The sequence below is a fragment of the Pseudoalteromonas ardens genome, assembly GCF_030125445.1.
In the GTDB taxonomy this organism is placed as follows: Bacteria; Pseudomonadota; Gammaproteobacteria; order Enterobacterales; family Alteromonadaceae; genus Pseudoalteromonas; species Pseudoalteromonas ardens.
On record NZ_JASJUV010000002.1, the window covers coordinates 728,586 to 750,691 of the forward strand.

23 protein-coding genes and 3 tRNA genes are annotated in these 22,106 nt (G+C 45.8%); 18 read left to right on the forward strand and 8 right to left on the reverse strand.

The genetic code is table 11. The annotated features are described in order from the left end of the window. The first annotated feature begins 194 nt into the window (after nt 1-194). The gene (locus tag QNM19_RS08170) at nt 195-1,571 is read left to right on the forward strand and encodes an L-serine ammonia-lyase (protein ID WP_049866016.1); all 1,377 of its coding nucleotides are present in this window, start codon (nt 195-197) and stop codon (nt 1,569-1,571) included. A gap of 87 nt (nt 1,572-1,658) precedes the next feature. On the opposite strand, the gene cysB is transcribed toward QNM19_RS08170, so the two are convergent. Further along, nucleotides 1,659-2,636: an HTH-type transcriptional regulator CysB gene (gene cysB, locus QNM19_RS08175; protein ID WP_049866017.1), complete on the reverse strand. Its 978-nt coding sequence runs from the start codon at nt 2,634-2,636 to the stop codon at nt 1,659-1,661. Between the two features lie 278 nt (nt 2,637-2,914). Between cysB and QNM19_RS08180 the strand changes: the two genes are divergently transcribed. Beyond that, nucleotides 2,915-3,676, forward strand: coding sequence for a hypothetical protein (locus QNM19_RS08180; protein WP_049866018.1), 762 nt, complete (start codon nt 2,915-2,917; stop codon nt 3,674-3,676). 6 nt (nt 3,677-3,682) lie between these two features. Here the strand turns inward: QNM19_RS08180 and QNM19_RS08185 are convergent, their stop codons facing one another. Beyond that, nucleotides 3,683-4,972 carry an NCS2 family permease gene (locus tag QNM19_RS08185; RefSeq protein ID WP_284026576.1) on the reverse strand — a complete coding sequence of 430 codons (1,290 nt, stop codon included), beginning with the start codon at nt 4,970-4,972 and terminating at the stop codon, nt 3,683-3,685. Between the two features lie 118 nt (nt 4,973-5,090). Between QNM19_RS08185 and QNM19_RS08190 the strand changes: the two genes are divergently transcribed. The 3 genes from QNM19_RS08190 to QNM19_RS08200 all read left to right on the forward strand — a co-directional run bounded on the left by QNM19_RS08190 (nt 5,091) and on the right by QNM19_RS08200 (nt 6,571). After that, nucleotides 5,091-5,555, forward strand: a complete 465-nt coding sequence (locus tag QNM19_RS08190; protein ID WP_049866096.1) for a tetratricopeptide repeat protein — start codon at nt 5,091-5,093, stop codon at nt 5,553-5,555. Between the two features lie 118 nt (nt 5,556-5,673). Beyond that, nucleotides 5,674-6,099, forward strand: a complete 426-nt coding sequence (locus tag QNM19_RS08195) for a SulA-like leucine-rich domain-containing protein (RefSeq protein ID WP_049866097.1) — start codon at nt 5,674-5,676, stop codon at nt 6,097-6,099. 16 nt (nt 6,100-6,115) lie between these two features. After that, complete coding sequence (locus QNM19_RS08200; protein ID WP_049866098.1) at nt 6,116-6,571, forward strand: YchJ family protein; 456 nt, start codon at nt 6,116-6,118, stop codon at nt 6,569-6,571. A 277-nt stretch (nt 6,572-6,848) separates the two neighbouring features. On the opposite strand, the gene QNM19_RS08205 is transcribed toward QNM19_RS08200, so the two are convergent. Then, nucleotides 6,849-7,370 (reverse strand): VC2046/SO_2500 family protein, encoded by a 522-nt coding sequence (locus tag QNM19_RS08205; protein ID WP_049866099.1) that lies wholly within the window; start codon nt 7,368-7,370, stop codon nt 6,849-6,851. Nucleotides 7,371-7,482: 112 nt separating this feature from the next. Here QNM19_RS08205 and QNM19_RS08210 point away from each other — a divergent pair. From QNM19_RS08210 to QNM19_RS08220, 3 genes are all read left to right on the forward strand, one after another. Beyond that, nucleotides 7,483-7,567, forward strand: a tRNA-Tyr gene (locus tag QNM19_RS08210). Nucleotides 7,568-7,589: 22 nt separating this feature from the next. Continuing rightward, a tRNA-Tyr gene (locus QNM19_RS08215) sits at nt 7,590-7,674 on the forward strand. Nucleotides 7,675-7,697: 23 nt separating this feature from the next. Continuing rightward, nucleotides 7,698-7,782, forward strand: a tRNA-Tyr gene (locus QNM19_RS08220). Between the two features lie 176 nt (nt 7,783-7,958). On the opposite strand, the gene QNM19_RS08225 is transcribed toward QNM19_RS08220, so the two are convergent. Next, a complete protein-coding gene (locus QNM19_RS08225; protein WP_049866100.1) occupies nt 7,959-8,639 on the reverse strand; it encodes a M48 family metallopeptidase in 681 nt (226 codons plus the stop codon). Between the two features lie 72 nt (nt 8,640-8,711). Here QNM19_RS08225 and QNM19_RS08230 point away from each other — a divergent pair, with 72 nt between their 5' ends. After that, the gene (locus tag QNM19_RS08230; protein WP_049866101.1) at nt 8,712-9,692 is read left to right on the forward strand and encodes an ion channel; all 981 of its coding nucleotides are present in this window, start codon (nt 8,712-8,714) and stop codon (nt 9,690-9,692) included. Here QNM19_RS08230 and QNM19_RS08235 read toward each other — a convergent pair. After that, a complete protein-coding gene (locus tag QNM19_RS08235) occupies nt 9,689-10,336 on the reverse strand; it encodes an HD domain-containing protein (protein WP_049866102.1) in 648 nt (215 codons plus the stop codon). The genes QNM19_RS08230 and QNM19_RS08235 overlap by 4 nt on opposite strands. Before the next feature lie 83 nt (nt 10,337-10,419). Here QNM19_RS08235 and QNM19_RS08240 point away from each other — a divergent pair, with 83 nt between their 5' ends. Further along, nucleotides 10,420-11,610 (forward strand): class I SAM-dependent methyltransferase, encoded by a 1,191-nt coding sequence (locus QNM19_RS08240; protein ID WP_138537798.1) that lies wholly within the window; start codon nt 10,420-10,422, stop codon nt 11,608-11,610. Nucleotides 11,611-11,676: 66 nt separating this feature from the next. Here the strand turns inward: QNM19_RS08240 and QNM19_RS08245 are convergent, their stop codons facing one another. Then, nucleotides 11,677-13,536 carry a S8 family peptidase gene (locus QNM19_RS08245; RefSeq protein WP_049866042.1) on the reverse strand — a complete coding sequence of 620 codons (1,860 nt, stop codon included), beginning with the start codon at nt 13,534-13,536 and terminating at the stop codon, nt 11,677-11,679. Between the two features lie 542 nt (nt 13,537-14,078). Between QNM19_RS08245 and QNM19_RS08250 the strand changes: the two genes are divergently transcribed. From QNM19_RS08250 to QNM19_RS08285, 8 genes are all read left to right on the forward strand, one after another. After that, complete coding sequence (locus tag QNM19_RS08250) at nt 14,079-14,681, forward strand: hypothetical protein (RefSeq protein WP_049866043.1); 603 nt, start codon at nt 14,079-14,081, stop codon at nt 14,679-14,681. Between the two features lie 178 nt (nt 14,682-14,859). Next, the gene (locus QNM19_RS08255; RefSeq protein WP_049866044.1) at nt 14,860-15,486 is read left to right on the forward strand and encodes a hypothetical protein; all 627 of its coding nucleotides are present in this window, start codon (nt 14,860-14,862) and stop codon (nt 15,484-15,486) included. 95 nt (nt 15,487-15,581) lie between these two features. Next, on the forward strand, nt 15,582-16,013 hold the full coding sequence (locus tag QNM19_RS08260) for a GNAT family N-acetyltransferase (protein ID WP_049866045.1): 432 nt from the start codon (nt 15,582-15,584) through the stop codon (nt 16,011-16,013). 323 nt (nt 16,014-16,336) lie between these two features. After that, nucleotides 16,337-16,708 (forward strand): VOC family protein, encoded by a 372-nt coding sequence (locus tag QNM19_RS08265; RefSeq protein WP_049866046.1) that lies wholly within the window; start codon nt 16,337-16,339, stop codon nt 16,706-16,708. 181 nt (nt 16,709-16,889) lie between these two features. After that, on the forward strand, nt 16,890-17,186 hold the full coding sequence (locus QNM19_RS08270; RefSeq protein WP_049866047.1) for an antibiotic biosynthesis monooxygenase family protein: 297 nt from the start codon (nt 16,890-16,892) through the stop codon (nt 17,184-17,186). Nucleotides 17,187-17,241: 55 nt separating this feature from the next. Further along, nucleotides 17,242-18,030: an alpha/beta fold hydrolase gene (locus tag QNM19_RS08275; protein ID WP_284026577.1), complete on the forward strand. Its 789-nt coding sequence runs from the start codon at nt 17,242-17,244 to the stop codon at nt 18,028-18,030. 9 nt (nt 18,031-18,039) lie between these two features. Further along, nucleotides 18,040-19,032: a S66 family peptidase gene (locus tag QNM19_RS08280; RefSeq protein ID WP_284026578.1), complete on the forward strand. Its 993-nt coding sequence runs from the start codon at nt 18,040-18,042 to the stop codon at nt 19,030-19,032. 4 nt (nt 19,033-19,036) lie between these two features. Further along, the gene (locus tag QNM19_RS08285; protein ID WP_284026579.1) at nt 19,037-19,750 is read left to right on the forward strand and encodes a hypothetical protein; all 714 of its coding nucleotides are present in this window, start codon (nt 19,037-19,039) and stop codon (nt 19,748-19,750) included. A gap of 92 nt (nt 19,751-19,842) precedes the next feature. Here the strand turns inward: QNM19_RS08285 and QNM19_RS08290 are convergent, their stop codons facing one another. After that, a complete protein-coding gene (locus tag QNM19_RS08290; protein WP_049866511.1) occupies nt 19,843-20,529 on the reverse strand; it encodes a DUF4386 domain-containing protein in 687 nt (228 codons plus the stop codon). A gap of 140 nt (nt 20,530-20,669) precedes the next feature. Beyond that, nucleotides 20,670-21,806: a helix-turn-helix domain-containing protein gene (locus QNM19_RS08295; RefSeq protein ID WP_284026580.1), complete on the reverse strand. Its 1,137-nt coding sequence runs from the start codon at nt 21,804-21,806 to the stop codon at nt 20,670-20,672. Between the last annotated feature and the right edge of the window lie 300 nt (nt 21,807-22,106).

Genomic DNA, 22,106 nt, shown 5'->3' on the forward strand with positions numbered 1-22,106 from the left:
CAGCTAAGCATTGACAACAATATCCCTATTAACTAAATGAGTTTGAACACATTTCAGTATTTTTTACCCACTCCTGATTACAATACCAGCGCATCCACTTAAAACTGTATACAATTTTGCTGTGAAGTGGGTTACTTATGCAATAATTAACGTTATGATGTGCGCCCGTTCAGAGGCAATGTTGAGTAGAATTTATGATTAGTGCATTTGACATGTTCAGTGTTGGTATTGGACCGTCATCTTCCCATACTGTTGGACCTATGCGTGCTTCGCGTCTGTTTGTTAAAGACCTGCAAAGCAACCGCATCATTGATAAAGTCACATCAGTAAAAGTAGAGCTATTCGGCTCATTAGGCCAGACTGGCATTGGACATGGTTCTGGCAAAGCAGTGATCTTAGGGCTGGCTGGATATGATCCTGAGTCGGTAGATGCGGACAAAGTCCCTGAGATCCTGGATACCATTGAGCGTGAGCAGGTAATTTACCTGGATAAAACTCATAAAGCTGATTTTCCTAAGCAAGGTGCCATTGTTTTTCATCGTCGTAAAACGCTGCCCAAACACTCCAATGCCATGGAACTTCAGGCGTACTCGGGTTCAGAGCTAGTACATAGCCAGGTTTATTATTCTATTGGCGGTGGCTTTATTGTCACTGAAGAGCAGTTTGACACTGAAAAACAAGCCGCATTAGATGTGCGTGAGCAAAATCCAGCGCCTTATCCTTTTGAGAATGCGCAACAACTGCTCGAGATGTGTAAAGAAACAGGCCTGAGTGTCTCTTCACTCATGATGCACAATGAAAAAACGCTACGTAGTGAACAAGAAATCAAAACAGAGCTGTTTCATATCTGGGAAGTAATGAAAGCCTGTATTGAACGCGGTATGCGCACTGAAGGCATCTTACCCGGCGGGCTAAAAGTAAAACGTCGCGCACCAAGCTTGTATTTAAAACTGAATGTTGAAAACAGCAACGATCCACTCCGGGCAATGGACTGGGTTGATCTGTTTGCGCTGGCCGTCAATGAAGAAAATGCAGCTGGCGGTCGCGTAGTAACTGCACCCACAAACGGAGCGGCCGGGATCTTGCCTGCGGTCCTCATGTATTACCATACGTTTATCAAAGAAGTGGACGCTGAAATCGCAACACGCTACCTGCTTACTGCCGCTGCAATTGGTATTCTGTACAAGAAAAATGCCTCGATTTCTGGTGCTGAAGTTGGCTGTCAGGGTGAAGTAGGTGTGGCCTGCTCGATGGCAGCTGGCGCACTCACAGAAATTATGGGCGGCAATGTGGTACACGTAGAAAATGCCGCTGAAATAGGGATGGAACATAATCTGGGGTTAACTTGCGACCCTGTTGGTGGATTGGTACAGGTCCCCTGTATTGAGCGTAACGCCATGGGCGCAGTAAAAGCCATCAATGCATCACGTCTTGCCATGCGTGGCAGTGGCGAGCAAAAAGTGTCTTTAGATAAGGTTATCAAAACCATGCTAGATACTGGTAATGATATGAAAACCAAATATAAAGAAACAGCACGTGGTGGGCTCGCAGTTAATATTATTGAATGTTAATCCGTACCATCAAACATAAAAAAAGCCGCTTTTGCGGCTTTTTTTATGTTTGATATCAGGTCGCATTCAGCAACCTGGTGTGCTCATTCATTTGACAGGTAACTCAGTGTTTTCAAACAACGCATCGACATCATCCTGATTTCGCATCAGGCTGGCGCGTTCAACCAAATCTTTAGTCAGATGTGGTGCAAACCGCTCGATAAAGTCGTACATGTAACCACGCAGGAAACTACCCTTTCTGAATCCAATCTTGGTTGTACTTGCTTCAAATAAATGACTGGCATCAATGCATACCAGGTCATTGTCTGTGATTTCATCAACGGCCATCGTTGCCAGCACACCAACGCCAAGTCCCAACCGGACATAGGTCTTAATGACGTCAGCATCCGTGGCAGTGAAAACGATATGCGGTGATAGTCCATGTGCGTTGAAGGCTTTATCCAGCTCAGAGCGCCCGGTAAAACCAAACACGTAAGTGATCAAAGGAAACTTTGCAACATCCTGAACTGTGATGTTACTGCCTTTCTTTGCCAATGGGTGATCTTTCGTCACCACAATACTGCGATTCCAGTGATAGCAAGGCAGCATGATCAGGTCACCATACAGATGAAGCGCCTCTGTTGCGATGGCGAAATCTGCATCACCTCGCGCAGCCGCATCAGAGATTTGTTGCGGCGTACCCTGGTGCATATGTAATGACACGGCCGGATATTTTTGCATAAACCCCTGGATCACATTTGGTAACGCGTAACGCGCCTGTGTATGTGTGGTCGCGATATTGAGCTTACCCTGATCGGGCAAAGTATGTTCGTTGGCAACGGCTTTAATGCCTTCTACCTTAGACAATATCTCCCGGGCAATATTGATTATTTCATTGCCTGCACTGGTAACATGTGTGAGATGTTTGCCGCTGCGGCCAAAGATCTGTACACCAAGCTCGTCCTCCAGCATACGCACCTGCTTGGAAATTCCCGGCTGGGAGGTATACAAGCTTTCTGCGGTTGCTGACACATTGAGATTGTGATTCAGAACTTCAACTATGTATTTCAGTTGTTGTAATTTCATAACTAAGCGTTTGTTTTAATTGTTATCTGGTGTACGACTAGGCCAATTATCGTTAGATACAGGCAAATAATGACTCAGCCTAGCATAATTATAGTATATCCGATAGGACAATACTTTCCCCAGGGTATTAGAGCCAGCTTCCAAGCATTAAGCTATACTAAAAAATGATGGAATTTGGTGGATTTTCAAGTCTCTTGTTATTAACACTGTTCAATCCCCAATTATTTGATGTAATATAAAAAAACTGTCAGCTGTATGATTTACGAAGAGATCCGGGTATGTTTATTACCGTAATAATTTTGTTGATTGTAGCACTCATTGTCATTGCAGTGTGGGTCAGTGCTATTCAACAACACAAAGAAAAACAAGAAGCGGAACGCCGTAAAGAGCTGGCAAAACAAAAACGGATCATTGAAGAAGCCGAAGATGTCATCCTCAACAGCAGCAACATTCCTATGTCCGGTGCCATGATCAAAGTCATTCAGCGCCGTGTGCACGATGCACTGGTATCTATGGTCGAGCTTTCACCCACCTCTCGAGAATTAAAAAGTCGCATGCATGAATCTCAGGAGCGTTTAAACAACGAACCTCAAAATGCAAACGAATCTGATAAAGTCACATTGCCCGACAACGATAAGCAGCTCATCGCCTTGGTTCAGGGCATTAAAAAATTGCGCCACTTGCTACGTTCAGAGCACAGCAAAGGCAAAGTAGACACACAAGTGTTTGTTCAGGAAGACCGTAAAATGGAGCGGTTGCAACTTAGAATAAATGTAGAAAGCCAAATCAAGCGAGGGATGTCAGCTAAGAGCGCTAACATGGTGGGATCGGCACGTCAGTATTTTGAAAAAGCCTATGCGATTATCTGCGGTGTGACCCACGTCGATGAGTACACCAAAGAAAAGAAAACTCTGCTCGAAGGATACCTGAGTGAGATAAGCACTGAGCTTAAAGCCTCCAATGCTTCTTCGGTGAAAAAGAAAGCAGAGAAAGAAAAGGACGACCTCGATGTCCTTTTCGCTCCCAAGAAAAAGTGGTGATCAGCCTCAGCTGATCGCAAACTTGACAATAAACAGCATGGTCAATACCCAGACACTGATAGAGATCTCCTCACGTTTATTACACGCCAGCTTCACCGCAGTATAAGAAATAAAGCCAAGCGCTATGCCATGCGCAATTGAGAACGTCAGTGGTGTCATAAGTAACACCACACTGACCGGAATGGCATCACTCATATCATCCCAGTTCACCAGCTTCAGATTTTGCAGCATTAATACAGCGACATACAGAATCGCCCCTGCAGTGGCATACGCAGGCACCATTTGGGCCAGAGGCGCAAAGAACATCATAAGCAGAAAACACAAACCAACCACCACTGCGGTTAATCCTGTACGCCCACCCACAGACACACCTGACACAGATTCAATGTACGAAGTGGTTGTAGAGGTACCAAGAAAAGATCCCGCAATCGTTGCTGAGCTGTCAGCAGAAAGCGCTCTGCCAAGGCGCGGCATTCGCCCTTCTTTATCTGCAATGCCAGCTTTTTGTGTCACCGCAACCAAAGTACCACTGGTGTCAAACAAATCAACGAATAAAAATGCGAACACCACGCTTAGCATCGAGATTTCCAACGCACTGGCAATATCAAGTTGCGCAAGAGTTGGGGTAATACTTGGTGGCATAGAGACAATACCGGCATACTCGACTAAGCCAAGGCCCCAGGCAAGCACAGTAACCAACAAAATACTCAGCAGCACACCACTTTTCATATCTCGATACATTAAGGCAGCAATAACAAAAAAGCTCAGAATGGCAAGTAAAGGGCCTGGGCTGGTGATGTCACCCAATTGCACAAAGGTTGCGGGACTGGCAACGATGATCTGCGCATTTTTAAGCGCTATCAGTGCAAGAAAAGCACCTATACCTGTAGCAATAGCTTGCTTGAGTACCAGCGGGATTGCCTGTATCACCCACTCTCTGACCTTAAATATACTGAGTAATAAAAATAAACAGCCAGACAAAAAAACCGCGCCCAGCGCACTTTGCCAGGAATGACCCATACCCAACACGACGCCATAAGTAAAAAAGGCATTTAAGCCCATGCCTGGCGCCAGAGCCAGCGGATAATTGGCCCACAAGCCCATGATAAAACAACCTATGGCAGCGGCTAAACAGGTGGCAACAAACGCAGCACCATGATCGATACCCGCTTCAGCCAACATGGCAGGGTTCACAAAAACAATGTAAACCATAGTGACAAATGTCGTCAGACCGGCGATAAACTCGGTTTTGACTGTGCTCTGCTGTGCACGGAGCGAAAATAATTTTTCCAGCATGTCTTTGTATTTTATATAGAAACGAAAGCCGGATTTTATCACAAATCTCTGGTGTAATCGGACAAAATAGTTAAAAATCAGCTACACTCTGATCTAAGTCGTATTAAGTGAAATCAGTATGAAAAAGAACCAATTAGCAGTTGCAAACGGCAGTGATTTGGAGCAACAGCTGCTCAATGTGCTGGAATTTGTTACCGCAACACCGGACTCTGAAAACCGCTGGCCCAACGAGAGCGATAGCAAAGCAGTCTATAAAAAAGGCCTTTATTATCTGAAAAATAAACAATATCCGCTCGCCGCGAAATGGCTCCGGCTGGCAGCAATGTCAGGTGACAATAAAGCCCAGTTTTATCTCGGCATGCTATTTGTGAAAGGTCAGGGTGTACCAAAAAGCGTTTTTCATGGTATTGCCTGGCTATCGCTCGCCCAGAGCCAGGGTAATCAGGCTGCAGCCGGCACACTTGAGCAAGTACGTACCCATCTGACAGCTAAGCGATTCATTGATGCCCAGTGCTATGCCGCAACCCTGTATGAGCAGATCCATCAAATGATGCACTTTAGCCCGGATGCGAACCCAAAATAAAAGTAAATGTAATCAAAGCACTATTAAAAAAGCACAAAAAACACGCGATATTTTACTTGCCAAATAGCACTGTATGAAATACTGTATAAACACTGTATAGAAAATCAGTGGTCTGCTCATGTTACATACTCAAGTGCAAAATATATCAGTATCTCAGGCTAATACAGCCAATAAACGCTATCAGTTAGTATATGCGGAAGATGACATAGTAAGCAGTTTAGAACTGCTTAAAATTCTATATCGATGCAATTCACTTCATAGATGGACCCTGCTTATTGCACCAGACAACATTCCAGGCAAAGCCCTGCTAGATAACAGCTCAATTGATAGCAGCAAGCTACTGGTGCTCCGTCAAAGACATTTGATAAACTTGGAGTATGTTATTAACAGCGCTTTATGCAAAGGTAACTTTGCAGCGGTGATCACCTGGACAGACATTGTGTCGGAACAACAGCTGTCTCAGTTTAAACTTGTTGACAGTGATACTGAGATATTTTGTTTTACCCGCACTTCTGGACAAGAAGTATCTGTCGTTGCGCATTAAGTTCAAATGAGAAAATATGTGTTATTGCGGTTCTGAGAGAGAAGCACAAGCGTGCTGTCTGCCTTTCATAGCAGGTCAAAAGCAACCTGACAGTGCGGAGCAATTAATGCGCTCCAGATACAGTGCTTATTGCCTCAAAGACACAGGGTACATACATCGTACTTATGCACAATCTAAACGTGCAGAAAATAGTGAGGCCAGTATCAGTGCATTTGCCGAGCATGCGACCTTTGTTGGCTTGGAAGTCATTCAATGCAGTGAGTCTCCAGAACATCAGTTTGTGGAGTTTAAGGCAACATACCTGGATGGCAGTACGTGCATCACTATGCACGAACGGTCTCGTTTTTTAAGAGAAGACGACCAATGGCGTTATCTTGATGGAGAACTGTTTGCCTGTCCTGAGAAAAAAATTAGCAGGAATGATCCTTGTCCCTGCCAAAGTGGGAAGAAGTTCAAAAAGTGTCACGGCTAGCTTGGCAGGCCAGATAATCTGGATTATTGAATATGCAATAATCCAGTGTTAGATAGACGACCTTCTCCCATTCGTTGCTCCCAATATTTTGTACTCTGCAACCAAATTAAGGCCGCAAAGCGACTTCATAGCCTAAGAAGCGGCCTGACAAAATCCAAAAGAAAGACTCGACCAAACGAAAACATCATTCTAAAAAGCTTATGATGTTTGCGCGCATCAACTTGCTCGCCAAACATTAACTCCCCGCTTAGTTTTTTCAAACTCACTATGGAGTTTGTTAAACTGCGACCTGCAACATAGATTGCATTTCACCACCTGCTATCTGATCATAGAAGCCCGCGGCATCTATATCGGGGTTATCAACAAGCATTTGCGGATTTTTGGTATTTTCGAGCTTCTGTCTTACCGCAGGCTCCAAATTATCAACGATATGCAGCGGAATGTGTTTTTTGTCGTTACGTACCGCAAAGGGCTCTGGTTGCAAACATTCTTTGAGACGAAGACTGGTCAGGTCGCCCCCCTGAGCCAGAAACCCATTGTTCTGACCAATCAGCATATCAAATTGTTCTGGGGCAAGTGGCTTTTGCGGACCAAGCTGCAACGCCTTTTTAAGCGCCTCTTCTGATTTATCCGCTTCCTGTGGAGACGTATGCGGCAGGTCAAACTGGCTAAAATCTAATGCGTCCTGAGACAATAAAGATAGCAGCAAGCCAAAGTCGCCGCGTCTTGCTTCATGAACACTGTGATTGAGTGCACTGCCCAGCTGAGCCTCTTTGCACAAAATGCCATCTATCTGCATGTAAAATCGCCACAATTTATCAAATATGAAAATTTATCGGCATTTTTTCAATTTTCTTTAGGACATTTCTTTACTTCACTAAAAACTTTGATATTATCAGCGCCCATGTTGAGGAGGGGTTCCCGAGCGGCCAAAGGGATCAGACTGTAAATCTGACGGCACTGCCTTCGCTGGTTCGAATCCAGCCCCCTCCACCACATCACAATTTGTATTCTCTTAGGAGGGGTTCCCGAGCGGCCAAAGGGATCAGACTGTAAATCTGACGGCACTGCCTTCGCTGGTTCGAATCCAGCCCCCTCCACCACTTTACAATTTGTTTTTCTCTTAGGAGGGGTTCCCGAGCGGCCAAAGGGATCAGACTGTAAATCTGACGGCACTGCCTTCGCTGGTTCGAATCCAGCCCCCTCCACCACTTTCCTAACGCAGTATTGCACCCCTTTATTTATCCATGCAAGCATGTCCAGACAAGCATATAAGGCTGAATTACGGACCGGTGTTTTTTATTGAAGTGACGGCACGAAAGCAAGCTTCAGGCTGCCTATCTCAAAACCATCCCCATCAGTGTCACTGTATAGATCCAGCCTCGCGCTATGGCTTTTCAATCTGTAACCCAACTCCATATTGCCTCAGGTATGCCTGCGCTTCCTGGTATCTGGGATAATGACGTGCCACTATCTGCCAAAAAGCCTGATTATGTGCCATCACATGACAGTGTGCCAGCTCATGCACAACAACATAATCTATAACCCACTTAGGCGCACCAACCAACAAGCTGTTAAGCGCCAGCGTGCCATTTGAAGACAAGCTGCCCCAGCGGCGTTTATACTCCCGTATTTTTAATTCCTGATACTGACTGTTCATCAGGACCGAATACTCAGCCAGTACCGGTGTTACATAGCTAAGCAGTATCTGGTTTAAGAGCTTAAATAGGGCTTTGCGCGCACCCTCTGTACCTGGTTGCGCCCGGGTTTTGAGACCAATGCATTTAGCGTCATGATCAATATAAGAACGACGCTGCGACAGCGCCAGCTGATATCGTTCACCAAATATCTGAATTTCATACCGACGAAAAGGTGACTGGATCTGTTGCTGCTGGGCAGACACTGCGCGCTTTTTATCCTCTACCCAGCTCGACTTGCTTTTCAGCCAGGCCTCCAGCCATTGCCGGTCAATACCCTGCGGTGCAAACACCTTCACGCCATCCGCTGTGACTTTTATCGCAACACTCTGTCTGCGCTTGCTGATACTTAATTGATAATCGAATGACATAGATACAATTTTTTATTTACCCTGAAAAAATGCTGCTACCCTTACTAATAGGAAGGATTAAACTGGCGTAACATGAATAACAAACCACTTTGCCAATATGAATCTCCAGACGGCCATAAATGCCAGGAAATAGACATGGGTTCAGGCTATTGCTTCTGGCATGATAGCAAATTTGACAAAAGCGGTCTGGAGTTAACACAAAAGCTGGAACGGTATGCAAAACGGGGTGGCCTTTTGCAGGGGTTAGAGTTAAAACGTGCCAACCTGGAAGGTCTTAACCTGGTTAAATTTGGTAACCATGAAGGGTATGACCTGTCATACAGCAACTTCTATCGTGCCAACCTGCAAGGTGCTCATCTGTTCAACAGCACCATCAAAAATGCATCGTTAATGAAAGCGGACTTGCGCGATGCTAACCTTCATTGCTGCAAGCTCGAAAACACCAATCTGCTTGGTATGAAACTTGATAAAACCCGTATCGATAACCTCTATCTTGGCGGCAAATTATTACAGGAAAAGCAAGCTAGTGAAGCACTAAAAGAACAAGATTTAGATGAAGCCAACGATTTGTTCTTACAATCAGAAGAAATCTATCGCTTATTGAGAAAAGGCGCAGAACAGCAAGGTCTGTTTGAAATGGCTGGCAAGTATACCTACAGCGAGCTGCGTATGCGTCATGCGCAATACCCTAAATTATCCAAACGCCGGTTGGTATCCTCTTTTGTTGATATGCTTTGCGGCTACGGCGAAAAGCCCGAAAATGTGATCCGCTTCAGCTTAGGTATGATAGTCGCCTGCGCAATATGCTACTTTATATTCGGGATAAATTATAACGACGGGCTGATCCAGTTTTCCAGTCAAGCCTCTTGGTCAGACAATCTCAGTACATTGCTCAACTGCATTTATTTCAGTGTGGTCACCTTTACTACACTGGGTTATGGCGACATAACACCGACCGGCATTACCCGGTTAATCGCCACAGTTGAGGCGTTTACCGGGAGCTTTTCGCTGGCGTTGTTTGTCGTTGTTTTCGTAAAGCGTATGACCCGCTAGTCAGAAGCCCCTATCTCTCTGCCCAACTCGTGCAAGAATCCACGCATAAACTCAGTTCGGCGCTGCGCTTCTTGTTTTGCCGACTGTGTGTGCATTTGCTCCGCAATATTAAGCAGCTTGATGTAGAAGTGATCTAACGTGTACTTTTTATCATCCGCTTCTCGTTGCTGACAAAATGGGTCATCAATGTGATACATATGTCTGGCAATAGCCCCGCCGACTTTCATGCATCGACTCACCCCAATCGCCCCAAGCGCATCCATACGATCTGCATCCTGGACAACTTTGGCTTCCAGCGTATCGGGTGGCACGTTGGCACTGAAGCTGTGTGCAACTATCGCATGATGTACCGCTGAGAGTTTGTGCTCTGGATAATCCAGTGTTGATAGAAAGGCAACCGCCCTGTCCCCGGCCAATTTCGACGCAATCGGCCTGTCCGGGTGATTCTTGGCCACAGCCACACAGTCGTGTAGCCAGGCTGCCGGCAGCACAATTTCAAGATCAGCCCCCTCCGCAGCACAGAGTTGCTTAGCGGTTTTAACCACACGCAGGATGTGTGATAAATCATGGGCGGTATCGGCAAACTCGGTTGTAAGCATAAAATCTCTGCATGCCGTCTCTAATTCCGTCATATTTATTGTCATTTATCCCTTAACCTTATGGTTCTGATTGTATGTTTTTATTGGCTTCACTAAAATGTCACCATTATCCATAGTAAGGAATTTATATGTCTTGCGCGCTGTATTTACAACCTGGCCGTGAAAAATCTTTAAAAAGAAAACACCCTTGGATCTTTTCCAAGGCAATCAAAAAAGTCAAAGGTAAGCCTGCGCTTGGCGATACGGTGACCATTTATAGTCACGACGGACAATACCTCGCAACAGCCGCATATAGCCCCGATTCACAGATCCGCGCCCGGATCTGGAGTTTCGATCAAGCAGAGTTAATCGATCAGGCCTTTTTCGAACGCCGCCTCGCACGCGCACTCGCAGCCCGCGAACAGGTCATTGAGGAAGGACAGTTAACCGGTTTCAGATTGTGTGCGGCGGAGTCAGATGGTTTACCCGGCATTACCATAGACAAATTTGATAACTATCTGGTTTGTCAGTTACTCAGCGCCGGTGCAGAGCGTCACAAGGGCGAAATTGTACAAGCGCTGAGAACACTGTTCCCTGAGTGTCATATTTACGAACGTTCTGACGTCGATGTGCGTAAAAAAGAAGGGCTTGAGAAAACCACTGGCGTATTGTGGGGGGACGAGCCAACGGCACCCGTTGTGATCATGGAAAACGGCTTAAAAATAGAAGTCGATATAAAATCCGGGCATAAAACAGGTTTTTATCTGGACCAAAGAGACAGCCGAGCAGCATTGGAGCGCTTTTCAAAGGGTAAATCTGTACTGAATTGTTTCTGCTATACAGGCACATTTGGCTTGTATGCGCTGCGCGGCGACTGTGATGAAGTCATTAATGTCGATGTGTCTCAGCCAGCTTTGGATACAGCGAAACGTAATGTCGAGCACAATGAGCTGGATGTATCCCGTGCTCAGTTTGTTAAACAAGACGTGTTTAAGCTCCTCAGACAGTATCGGGAAGAAGGCCGTCAGTTTGACACGATCGTCATGGATCCACCTAAATTTGCTGAGAGTAAAGCACAGCTCAATGGTGCATGTCGCGGTTACAAAGACATCAACATGCTGGCAATGCAATTGCTCAAGCCAGGTGGGACTTTATTGACCTTCTCTTGCTCAGGCCTGATGGAGCAAAACCTATTCCAGAAAGTCGTGGCTGACGCCGCGCTGGATGCCGGCAAGGATTTATTAATTATGGAGCGACTCAATCAGGCTGCTGACCATCCTATTGCGGGTTGTTATCCGGAAGGGTTTTACCTGAAGGGTTTGATCTGCAAAGTCTATTGATTGTTACCAGCAAAATAAAAAGGCCGCTCCAAAGCGGCCTTTTCTATATTACTTACTCAGTACTGTTTAGAAACTGCCTTGCAGAGTCAGGCCTGAGTAACTGCTGTATCCACGTACCATGATGTGGTAAGTACCGCCATCTGCACCTGAACTCAGACTACAGCTTTCTGTGTTGCCAGACAGATATGGACGACAATCATAGTTATTAGTGGTTGGCTGAGTGCCTTTACGGACATACAAGTCCGCATCACCTGATCCACCTGAAATGCTCACATTCAAGGTTACATTGGCCGGTACTTCGATTGTATAACGGGTATCTGTGTTAGTACCACCAGACAACCCCGTGACTGGCACGCCGTTTTGAAGGCAGTTTGCACCACAGCCTGAAGCATCACCAAAAGTACCTGTCAGTGTAGCGCCTGAGTACTGGCTATAACCATGTAGCATTACGTACCAGTCACCCGCTGCCGGGTTAGAGAACTCACATGATTCGTTGTTGCCGTTTTTATATGGACGACACGCGTAGCTGCTTTGAGTCGGTTGAGTGCCTTGTTGAACGTACAGGTCCGCATCACCCGAGCCACCAGCCAGAGTGAACGAAACCGACGCTGCACCCGCTGGAACAGCAAGCTTATAGAAGGTTTCTGAACCAGACGCACCTGACGCCGACACACCTACACCCGAAACAAGCTCAGTTGGGCCCGGAGGAGGCGGTGGTGGTGGCGCATCACCTTCCAGCGTATAAAGCAATTCATTAGGCGAGCTTGCTTTTGCATCAGAGACCGCACCTTTAGTACTTCTGCTGCTCAGCAATGAGTCAATCTGAGCTGGTGTAAGCGTCGGATCCTGGTCAAGGTATAAAGCCACCGCACCTGCAACATGAGGTGCTGCCATTGAGGTACCACTGATAGTGTTAGTAGCGCTGTCTGAGTTATACCATGCAGATTTGATGCTTGAACCTGGCGCATAGATATCCAGACAAGAGCCATAGTTAGAGAAACTAGAGCGGCCATCACTGCTTGTTGTAGAACCTACCGTTATCGCGTCAGCCGCACGAGCAGGTGAATAGTTACAGGCATCGCTATTATCATTACCCGCAGCCACAACGAAGGTAACACCCGAGGCAACAGCAGCATTAACCGCATCATCAACAGCCTGAGATACACCACCACCCAGACTCATGTTAGCAACTGACGGGCCTGACGCATTATTTTTAACCCAGTCAATCCCTGAAATCACGCCAGAATACGAACCGGATCCATTACACCCTAATACGCGAACGCCTACAACGTTGACATTTTTCGCAACACCGTACTCTGAACCACCGATAGTACCAGCGACGTGTGTACCGTGACCGTTACAGTCAGAGGAGTCGGCATCGTTGTCAACAAAGTCATAACCATGGCTTGCACGATTACCGAACTCACTGTGCGAAATACGCACACCAGTATCGATGACGTACGCGGTCACACCTGTGCCGTCAAAGTCATAGTGATAGTTTGAATTCAAAGGCAATGCACGCTGATCGACACGGTCAAGGCCCCAAATCGCATTATTCTGATCACCAGAAGCCTGAGGTGTAACAGTGACAATCTGATCTTGCTCAATATAAGCAATGTTAGGGTCTTTAAGCATTGCTTTAACATCGCCTTCAGATGCCTTGACTACCACACCGTTTAGCACGCCGTTAAAGCGTTTAGCAACGCTTACATTATAAGCATTGCTAAGTGCCTGTGCCTGGGTGGTCGCATAATCAGAGATAGCCATAGCGCTTTGTGTATTAAGCACGGTTGGCGTTTTAAACACGACAATATAATTGTCTGGAATGGCTTTACCCTGATCTGCTGTCAATAACTCGGCCTGAGCCATGGACTGTCCAGATAGGCCTGCCAGAACGGCAAAAGCCAGTGTGTTTAGTTTACGCATACTTGTTCCTTTTTTGTTGTTTGGTTAATTTCCAATCAAAATGTAGCGCATGTGAAGAAAAAATAAACAACAAATTAGAACATTTATTTAACTATGTTTACAAAGTTTGTAAATTTAAATTTACATTAGTTTTTTTCACTTTAGTGAATATTTCATTAGCCTATTGATTTTTGGAATTTAATTTCACTAAATCCTGCCTTTATTACCCATAACAGGTTTACCTAACGCCAATTCTTTTCACGTAACCTGTAAGTAACAGGTGTTACACAAGCTCCAGTTCCCTTTATTTTTGCAGGCCAATTTACTCCCCTCCGCTCACAAACCAGCCTGACCTTTATTGCCCAAACAACAGTTTCCTTGAGGTCAAACCGTTCAGAATTTTTATGGTGACATTGTCAGAAGTTTTTTCAGACGTGTTGGTGTAGAGTGATTGCAAAGGGACGGCAGATACGAGTTTTAGAATACCGAGAGTGGATAGTTGTGTCACTGACTGCAAACTCAATCATGCCCTTCTTGTAAGTCTATACGTTTAAGGAAAAACCATGAAATTTAAGTATATTGGTATTATCTTGATGGCATTCAGTCTGAATGGTCATGCGGGTATGTGGGCATGGGAAAACAATGGCGCCACAAAGTGGCTGAATGGATATCCGGAATGTCAAAGCTACTTTAGCCTTAAGTTTGCAGAAGAAGTCACTCCAAAGAGCGCAACGCACTTTGAATATCAGGCGATCCCTTATCAGATTGTGGCGATACCCATTGCTTCATTTTCTGACAAAGATGCAAAGAAAGCAGGTCTAAAAAGCATCTTAGAAAGTCATCTGGATCATGAGTTTAATTATCTAAAACACGCCTCCAAAGATCACACAGTCAAAGTGCATCAGCAAGCATGGCTCGATGGGTCAGCGCTTCTTTACTGGCATCTGAAGCGCCATAATGACGCCGAAGAAAGTCATTTGGTCTCAGTATCAACGCTCAGTGACCAGTGTGTCTTTTACATTGTCTCAATGATCGAAAGCGAGGAAGACATTGCCAGTACAAAGGAAAATATTCTAAGTATCATCAAAACACTAGATACCCATGTGCCAACTTCGCAGGCAGAATTTGAAGCTTTAATATCTCAGTTCAAACCCAATCAAGGGTGACGCTTTGAGACACTCAGCTATGCACTCCCACCACTGTGCTCACCAGAGACGTCTCAATGCCGATATCAGCCTGAGACGCAACCATCCCCGATGACGTCACTGATCTTGGTCAAAATGTTCTGACCCCACCTTGTGAGTACTGTAATATAAGGGTCATTATGTCACCGGGATTTATCACATGCCAACTGATTACACTATTCGCAAAATAGACACCCAAAATGCCGAAGAAGCCGCCAGGCTGCTAGTCAGAGAGTTCCATGAACGAGAACCCCTGGCGCACTTAAATACTGCAGATCCGCAGGAATTTTCAGATTATATCCTCTACCTTTCAAATCTATGTGCCGCTCAGGGCCTGGGATTCATCGCTAAGGAGGTTAACTCGGGTCGAGCTATTGGCGTGCTACTGGCTTCAGATTTGTCAGACTCAGTGAATGCATCACCTGAAAGAAATGAGAACCCGATAGCAGCGTTGATTGATTCGCTAAATAGCACTTACTTTAACAAAGGTGAATTGGCTGATAACACTTACCTGAATATCAAGTTTGTTGCCACAGATGCCAACATCAAAGTAAAAGGCATGGTGGTTACGCTCATTTCTGAATGTTTACAAGCGGCCAAAACTCTGGGGTTTCAATACGCGCAGGCCGAAGCCACCGGCAATATTTCTCAACATATCTTTGCCAACAAATTAGGCTTTGATAAAAAAGCCACAATCAAATACAGTGAGTTTGAAGTAAACGGGAACAAACCGTTTATTTCAATTACAGGGCATGAAGGCATTCAACTATTGATTAAAAAACTTTAGATTACATACGCTAAGGTGCCAGTTAGCAATTAATGATTTAGCTCGACCAAACTCACAATCCGGTTTATCCGCTATATCACTTTAAGGACAATCATATGGCTATTACCATCAGAGCTGCGCAAGCGTCTGATTCACAGGAAATTGCTCTGGTCTCTGAGCACCTCGGATACACAAGTCTGTCGCCGGAGGAATCTCATGCCAACCTCATTGCACTGCTGGACTCTCCGGTCGACAAGGTATTCGTTGCTCAAATAGGCGGTCGCATTGTTGGCTGGATACATGTTTTCTTCGCCCGACGGCTGGCTTCCAACAGCTTTTATGAAATCGGTGGACTGGTTGTACTTCCTGACACTCGTGGCCAGGGTGTGGGTCGTATGCTGGTACAACATGCACTGGCGCACCAGTTAGGGCAATATCGCGTTCGTTGTAATGAATCCAGAAAGGAGGCGCATACGTTTTATGAATCCATTGGGTTCAAGCGCAGCAAAGTGCAACATGTCTTTGGGGCCGTCTCCGATAACAAATGAAATTGAATACACGTGAAAGAGTGAACACAGTCGCCTGACTGCCCCCCTTTCTGACTGTTGATGATGTCAATTTGTTCCCAATACAAAACCACTTGTAAACTTCGTCAAATCTCGTTTTAATGGGCTTAGCGGACAGGCCATTTTTCAGCCCATATATTATACGCCGAGCATACAAACGTAATATGACTGAGACACCATGAAGCATGTATCACAGCGAGCAGGTGGCTCAAAACCAGTTCTGGACACAGAGCAACGAGCTCCTAAAATCAGAGTATGGCCAAGACGTGCCATACTAAACAAAACACCTCAAAAAGGCGGATAAGATGCTTCTGAATAACCCAGTGAGATATTTTGAAATTCCGGTGACCGACTTAGATCGCGCCACGGCCTTTTATCAAGCCGTTTTTGGCTTTGAGTTCGAACGTGCCCTCATCGATGGTCACGACATGGCTCTCTTCCCATCAAACGATCAGGTAGCCGGGATCACCGGCGCACTCGTCAAAGGAGACAGTTATATTCCTTCTAAAGCGGGGGCACGGCTGTATTTCCATACAGAAGACATAGATGCCACGCTGGCTAAGGTTTTGTCACTGGGTGGAAAAACCCTCTACCCCAAAACCTCTATTTGCGGATTCGGCTGGGTTGCGGAATTTGAAGATTCTGAAGGCAACTGCATTGCCCTGCATACTGAGTAACCACTTTTTGATTGCCTGAGTATCTCTTTGACAACCAGTGTCAGGAGACATCGCTCAGAATATAGGTAGCGCCTGCAGTTCAATACAACCAATGATAGCCTTTTAAGCTAAGAGCTTAACCACACGCTTGCTGTCGTTGCGCCATATGGCGGTCATGGAATGACATTAAGGATAATTAGTTATGTTCAGAGTGATTTATCAGTGGCAGGTCCCCACTGAAAATATGACTGAGTTTCAGGCCACATGGCAAAAAACAACCGATGCAATACACCATTCTGTTGACGGTGCACTTGGCAGTTTTATGTTACAAAGCACCGACCAGCCAAACAAAATACTGACCATAGCCAAATGGCGTTCTCGCGAAGACTGGCTGCATTTCTGGGGCAACAGCAACCCGGAAAGAATGCAGCGGATGCGTGAACTTGCACAGCGTATTTCGGTAGAAACTTTTGACGAGGTAGAAGACAGAACACGATAGCGCGGCTCCAAAAGAACAATGTCAAATAATAACAACGCAGTTAAAGGATATGATCATGAATAAGCAGTCAGCATATGCAGACATCAACGGCGCCTTGCTCCACTATGAACTCAGTGGCAATCCAAATAGTTTGCCTCTGGTCATGATCCATGGTGGCCTGGGTTCAACCCGGGACCTGGATGTGCTTAGTGAGTATCTGATTGAGCACTTCCGTTTGATATCCATCGATTTACGCGGACAAGGAAAATCACACCTGGGCGATGCCCCCTTGACTTATGCCCAGTATCAGAAAGACATACAAGCCCTGCTTAGGGCGCTGGGTATCAGGCAATATGCCCTGTTTGGCTTCAGTGATGGCGGTATCGTTGCCTATCGCCTGGCGGCGCAGAACCCTCAGCAGGTTGTTCGTCTGGTTACTCTGGGGTCGACCTGGCGGCTGGAAGAAAATGATCCGACCATTGACACTCTGCAAGGCCTGACGGTTGAACTTTGGACAGAATTATTTCCTGAAGGAGTCGCTTATTATAACGCCTCAAATCCGTCCCCTGACTTCCCCGCTCTGATTAGTGCGGTGAAGACACTCTGGCTTGATACCAGCGAATCGGGATATCCTTGCGATTTGGTCAGCCAGATCACATGCCCTACCCTCATCATGCGAGGCGATGATGACTTTTTATTTTCTCTGCCAGAAGCCGTTGCCCTCAAAGCAAAACTGACTGACGCAAGTTTTGCGAATATCCCATTCACTGCGCATGCCGCTCACCAGGAATTACCGGAGCTGGTTTGCCCCATCATTCAGCAGTTTTTTGTTACGGCAGACGCCACCACTGCATCAAAGAATTAGAGGACGTTTATGAGCACACAAAAGAAAATTGCACGTATTGTCTCACCCAGCAGATCGGCAAACATCCTATCAGAAGAGACCGTGGCCACTGCCATTGAAACGCTGGCAGGGCTTGATATTCAGTGTGACTTTGCAAAGCATTACATCCACCAGTCGGATACCATGGCGCAACTGATAACAGACAAAGCACAAGATCTCAATGAAGCCTATGCAGCTCCTAACATCGCACTGATCCTGAGCACCATAGGTGGCCACAATGCCAACAGAATACTCGACCACCTTGACTGGGAAACGATCCGTACTCAGCCTAAGCCCTTGTGCGGCTATTCTGACATCACCGTGCTGCTCAATGCCATCTATGCCAAAACAGGTCAGATAACTTTTCTGGGGCCACACTTTTCATCATTTGGTATGCAACAAGGCTTTGAGTACACTTTAAAGCACTTTGAACACGCATTACTGCTTGGTACTGACTATGTACTGGATGTATCTGAAACCTGGTCAGATGATCTTTGGTTTATCGACCAGGCCAGGCGGCAATTTATCAAAAATACAGGACCGGTTATCGTCACCCCGGGAAGTTGTGAAGGCACTATTTTAGGCGGCAACCTGTGTTCATTCAACCTGCTACAGGGAACTCAGTATATGCCAGACCTGACAGGTGCCGTCTTGTTTTTAGAAGAAGACAACCTCCTTGGTGAGCTGACTCTGACGGAATTCGAACGCAATCTACAATCCTTATTGTCTCATCGAGGAGCAGAACACATTCAGGGCTTGATGATTGGCCGGTTTCAAAAAGACAGTAAAGTCGAACTCAACGACCTGATTGAGGTTCTGCGTAGCTTTGAGCAACTCAAACACTGCCCGGTTGTGTGTAACCTCGACTTTGGCCACACCACGCCCATCTTTACTATACCAATTGGAGGGCGATGCCGGATCAGTGCACCTGAAGACACCGTTTCGATAAAAATTTCACCGTACGTTTCAGACTCAGCGGAATAAAAGCATGTCGCACAGCTTACTCACCACGGATGATAAACAGGCCCCGCACACTGTACAGTACGCACACTCAACCTTGCCCATGTCCTTCTATGTTAAATGGCTTTGGGCAATTGGTCTGCTGATTTTACTGGGGTTTATTCCAAGTTATGTACTGCAGTTTTCATCCTTAACTGAAGCGCACCACTCGCACGCCTCGGTGTCTTTTTTGTGGATCGCAGGCATGCTGGTTCAGGCAACACTTATTCACTATCAACGCTACACCCATCATCGTATTTTTGGGTACTTATCAATCTGTGTCTTACTGACGTTTATCCTTTCTACCTTATCGCTATACGCCAATATATTTCAGGCTCAATTTAATACCTCCATTATTTTCAGGCTCGTATTGAGCCTGGATCTGGTACTTTTCCCTGCCTTTATTTTATTCATGTATAAAGCTATTTTGCGCACTGACTCACCGCATGTACACGCCCACTGGATACTCCTTGCAGCCATAATGCTATTACCACCCGGGCTGGGTCGCTTGATCCATGGCCTGTTTTTCTTTCCGTTTGATGCACCGATGCGGCTTTTCTACGAACCCACAGTTGTGCTCACAGGGTTATTCATCTACTCAATAGGGCGTTCACAAAACTGGCACTTTAAAAGTACCAAAGCATGCTTAGTGCTATTTATCGCTGCTGTTATTTTCAGCTATGGTGTTGCCTATGGCTTTTAATATTGGTCTTAATATTGGTATTAACGCCTCCCTTTTAAGCTTCGGAAGAACACATGCCAGAAGGGTGGCAATCCATTGCCCGGCCATTCTGCTTATTTGCCTGATGTGCCTGCCTGCGGCTCAGCGCTCAAATCAAACCCTTTGAAAATAAGCCAAAGTGGTAATAGGAACTCAAACAAGCCACCAGGTATATACATCCAGGCACCACCCACACTCACATCAAAGAAATCGAACAGTACTTTCAACAACAGCATGACATAACCGAGCAACCCAAGACCTGCTAATACACGCGGTACCAGGCGATATTTAAACAAAGTTATGTTCAGCAGGAATCCGAAAATGGCCAGTGCTATCATACCCATCAGGAAACTAAAATAGCGCTCCGTTTTCAGCGCACTGCCCATAATATAAAGCTGCTCACTGTGCATCACCGAACTGGCTGCCAGTTTCTCTCCCATCGCCCCGAATGTCATCAACATCACCGCGCCAGATATCAGCATGGCTGCTTCTATCACACGACCGGCAATATAACCAATGGCAACCCGTTCGCTATATCGCTTGATAATGGGGTAAATCACAATGGAAATCCCAACAACCGCTGCACAGTTAATAAACTCAAGTAACGCAGCCAGCGCCAGTGTTGACTGATTTTGTGCTGCCTGATTAAGGAAGTCGGGCAGTCTGAGTAGCGGCGACAATATGCTGTCAGCATACATATAAGAGCTGGTCGAGATCAGAAATAAAAAGCCGGCAATACGCGCCGCGAGTTGGTGAGACATAGTTAGAACTCCCTACAATGATAATATCAGGCAACCTCTATTCGGTTGTGGCCTGTGCGTGTTTAGTAACGCCATTGTCAGGGAGTACCTCAGGATTGTCGTTCGATTGGGCCCGTTCGAACTTTTTATTTATATATTTTTTAGGCTGTTACAGCCTTTTGTTGTTTACGGTACAAAGATGGTGTGAGCCCCGTGGCTTTTTTAAATGCCGTATTGAAAGTCGATTTTGAGTTAAAACCAACTTCAAACTGAATAGTCAGGATCTGCATATCTGTTTCTTTTAGCAGTTTTTCAGCGTGTGAGATCCGATAGCCATTCACAAACTGAAAGAAATTGGTTTTTAGCAATTGCGACAAAGTCTCTGAAATATGGTTTTCGCTTATACCAATTGCTTTAGAAAGTTTATTCAAAGATAAGTCTTCTTCCATAAACAAGTGCTCTTCTTTCATCGCGCTTTGCAGCTTAACCGCAATACGTTGCATTCTATCCAGACTGACCGTCGACGTGCGCGGCTGCTCAGATCTGGGCTCTCCTTTGTCGGCCTTAACCAATATGGGTTGTTTCAACGCCAGATACGCAAATGCCAGTAAGACACAAGTTTCAAAAATAGGCAAAATCACGCCTTGCCCGAACCAACGCCAGCCATAGAAAACCGAAACGTAACCGGTGGCGTAGCACAACCACACTAATCCCCAGGACAGTAAAATGACCCCAAACCAGCTTAAAGAGCGTGACTCAATTTCGGAAAACCGCTCCATCAATTGCTGACGATGACGACGATGCAGTTTCAATGCACGGAAGAAATAAACAGCCGTATACAAAACAAAGATTTGCGTTGCTGCAAAACAGGAAAATAACGCTAGCTTATAGTGCTCAGGGTTACGGGTGGCGGGATCTGCCAGTGCCAGCTTTTCCGCAGAACTTAGGCTAATGGTAAACGGCAGCATCACCGCAATCACCAGCACCGGGCCCGACAGCGCCCACAGATAGGTGCGTTTTGAAAACTCAGGGTTAGGAGACATAGTGGCACAGGCATACAAATACAAGGCAGGCCCAAGCAGTACACGTAAGGGATATTGCGCCCCCACCAGCCAGGGGACGTATTGATAAGCGCCCGTATATACGACTAACTCACCGCAAACATGGATGATCAGTAAAACCAGCAAGGCTATCAGGTAAGTCGTTTGCATTTGCCTGGGTTTATTAACCGCCTGTAACAAAGCCAACGCCAGTATACCAAACATACAGGCGTAAATTAGCGTGCCCAATACATTCATTTATTGCTCCCCGAAAAAAGCGCCTTGCGAAACAATGAGCCTGTTTGCTTATCTATTCCTGCTCATGCTGTCATTCGGCTGTATTTGTTATTATTATTTTAGCTTTTCAATTATCCAACAGAAGGTCAATATTTACAATATGTTAGGGGTTTATCCTGACACATCTAAAAATACTGAACGAGCACTGGCGACACGAATTCTCATCGTGTCTTCTATCTCACTACGGATTTTATTGCCCTACCTTCACTACTTTTTCACATAGTAACTTGTTAAATTTAGGCGAAATTTATCAGCCCTCGC

Bases quoted from the DNA above. Each gene is read 5' to 3' on its own strand.
- QNM19_RS08170 (WP_049866016.1), top strand. From the start codon at position 195: ATGATTAGTGCATTTGACATGTTCAGTGTTGGTATTGGACCGTCATCT.
- cysB (WP_049866017.1), bottom strand. From the start codon at position 2,636: ATGAAATTACAACAACTGAAATACATAGTTGAAGTTCTGAATCACAAT.
- QNM19_RS08180 (WP_049866018.1), top strand. From the start codon at position 2,915: ATGTTTATTACCGTAATAATTTTGTTGATTGTAGCACTCATTGTCATT.
- QNM19_RS08185 (WP_284026576.1), bottom strand. From the start codon at position 4,972: ATGCTGGAAAAATTATTTTCGCTCCGTGCACAGCAGAGCACAGTCAAA.
- QNM19_RS08190 (WP_049866096.1), top strand. From the start codon at position 5,091: ATGAAAAAGAACCAATTAGCAGTTGCAAACGGCAGTGATTTGGAGCAA.
- QNM19_RS08195 (WP_049866097.1), top strand. From the start codon at position 5,674: ATGTTACATACTCAAGTGCAAAATATATCAGTATCTCAGGCTAATACA.
- QNM19_RS08200 (WP_049866098.1), top strand. From the start codon at position 6,116: ATGTGTTATTGCGGTTCTGAGAGAGAAGCACAAGCGTGCTGTCTGCCT.
- QNM19_RS08205 (WP_049866099.1), bottom strand. From the start codon at position 7,370: ATGCAGATAGATGGCATTTTGTGCAAAGAGGCTCAGCTGGGCAGTGCA.
- QNM19_RS08225 (WP_049866100.1), bottom strand. From the start codon at position 8,639: ATGTCATTCGATTATCAATTAAGTATCAGCAAGCGCAGACAGAGTGTT.
- QNM19_RS08230 (WP_049866101.1), top strand. From the start codon at position 8,712: ATGAATAACAAACCACTTTGCCAATATGAATCTCCAGACGGCCATAAA.
- QNM19_RS08235 (WP_049866102.1), bottom strand. From the start codon at position 10,336: ATGACAATAAATATGACGGAATTAGAGACGGCATGCAGAGATTTTATG.
- QNM19_RS08240 (WP_138537798.1), top strand. From the start codon at position 10,420: ATGTCTTGCGCGCTGTATTTACAACCTGGCCGTGAAAAATCTTTAAAA.
- QNM19_RS08245 (WP_049866042.1), bottom strand. From the start codon at position 13,536: ATGCGTAAACTAAACACACTGGCTTTTGCCGTTCTGGCAGGCCTATCT.
- QNM19_RS08250 (WP_049866043.1), top strand. From the start codon at position 14,079: ATGAAATTTAAGTATATTGGTATTATCTTGATGGCATTCAGTCTGAAT.
- QNM19_RS08255 (WP_049866044.1), top strand. From the start codon at position 14,860: ATGCCAACTGATTACACTATTCGCAAAATAGACACCCAAAATGCCGAA.
- QNM19_RS08260 (WP_049866045.1), top strand. From the start codon at position 15,582: ATGGCTATTACCATCAGAGCTGCGCAAGCGTCTGATTCACAGGAAATT.
- QNM19_RS08265 (WP_049866046.1), top strand. From the start codon at position 16,337: ATGCTTCTGAATAACCCAGTGAGATATTTTGAAATTCCGGTGACCGAC.
- QNM19_RS08270 (WP_049866047.1), top strand. From the start codon at position 16,890: ATGTTCAGAGTGATTTATCAGTGGCAGGTCCCCACTGAAAATATGACT.
- QNM19_RS08275 (WP_284026577.1), top strand. From the start codon at position 17,242: ATGAATAAGCAGTCAGCATATGCAGACATCAACGGCGCCTTGCTCCAC.
- QNM19_RS08280 (WP_284026578.1), top strand. From the start codon at position 18,040: ATGAGCACACAAAAGAAAATTGCACGTATTGTCTCACCCAGCAGATCG.
- QNM19_RS08285 (WP_284026579.1), top strand. From the start codon at position 19,037: ATGTCGCACAGCTTACTCACCACGGATGATAAACAGGCCCCGCACACT.
- QNM19_RS08290 (WP_049866511.1), bottom strand. From the start codon at position 20,529: ATGTCTCACCAACTCGCGGCGCGTATTGCCGGCTTTTTATTTCTGATC.
- QNM19_RS08295 (WP_284026580.1), bottom strand. From the start codon at position 21,806: ATGAATGTATTGGGCACGCTAATTTACGCCTGTATGTTTGGTATACTG.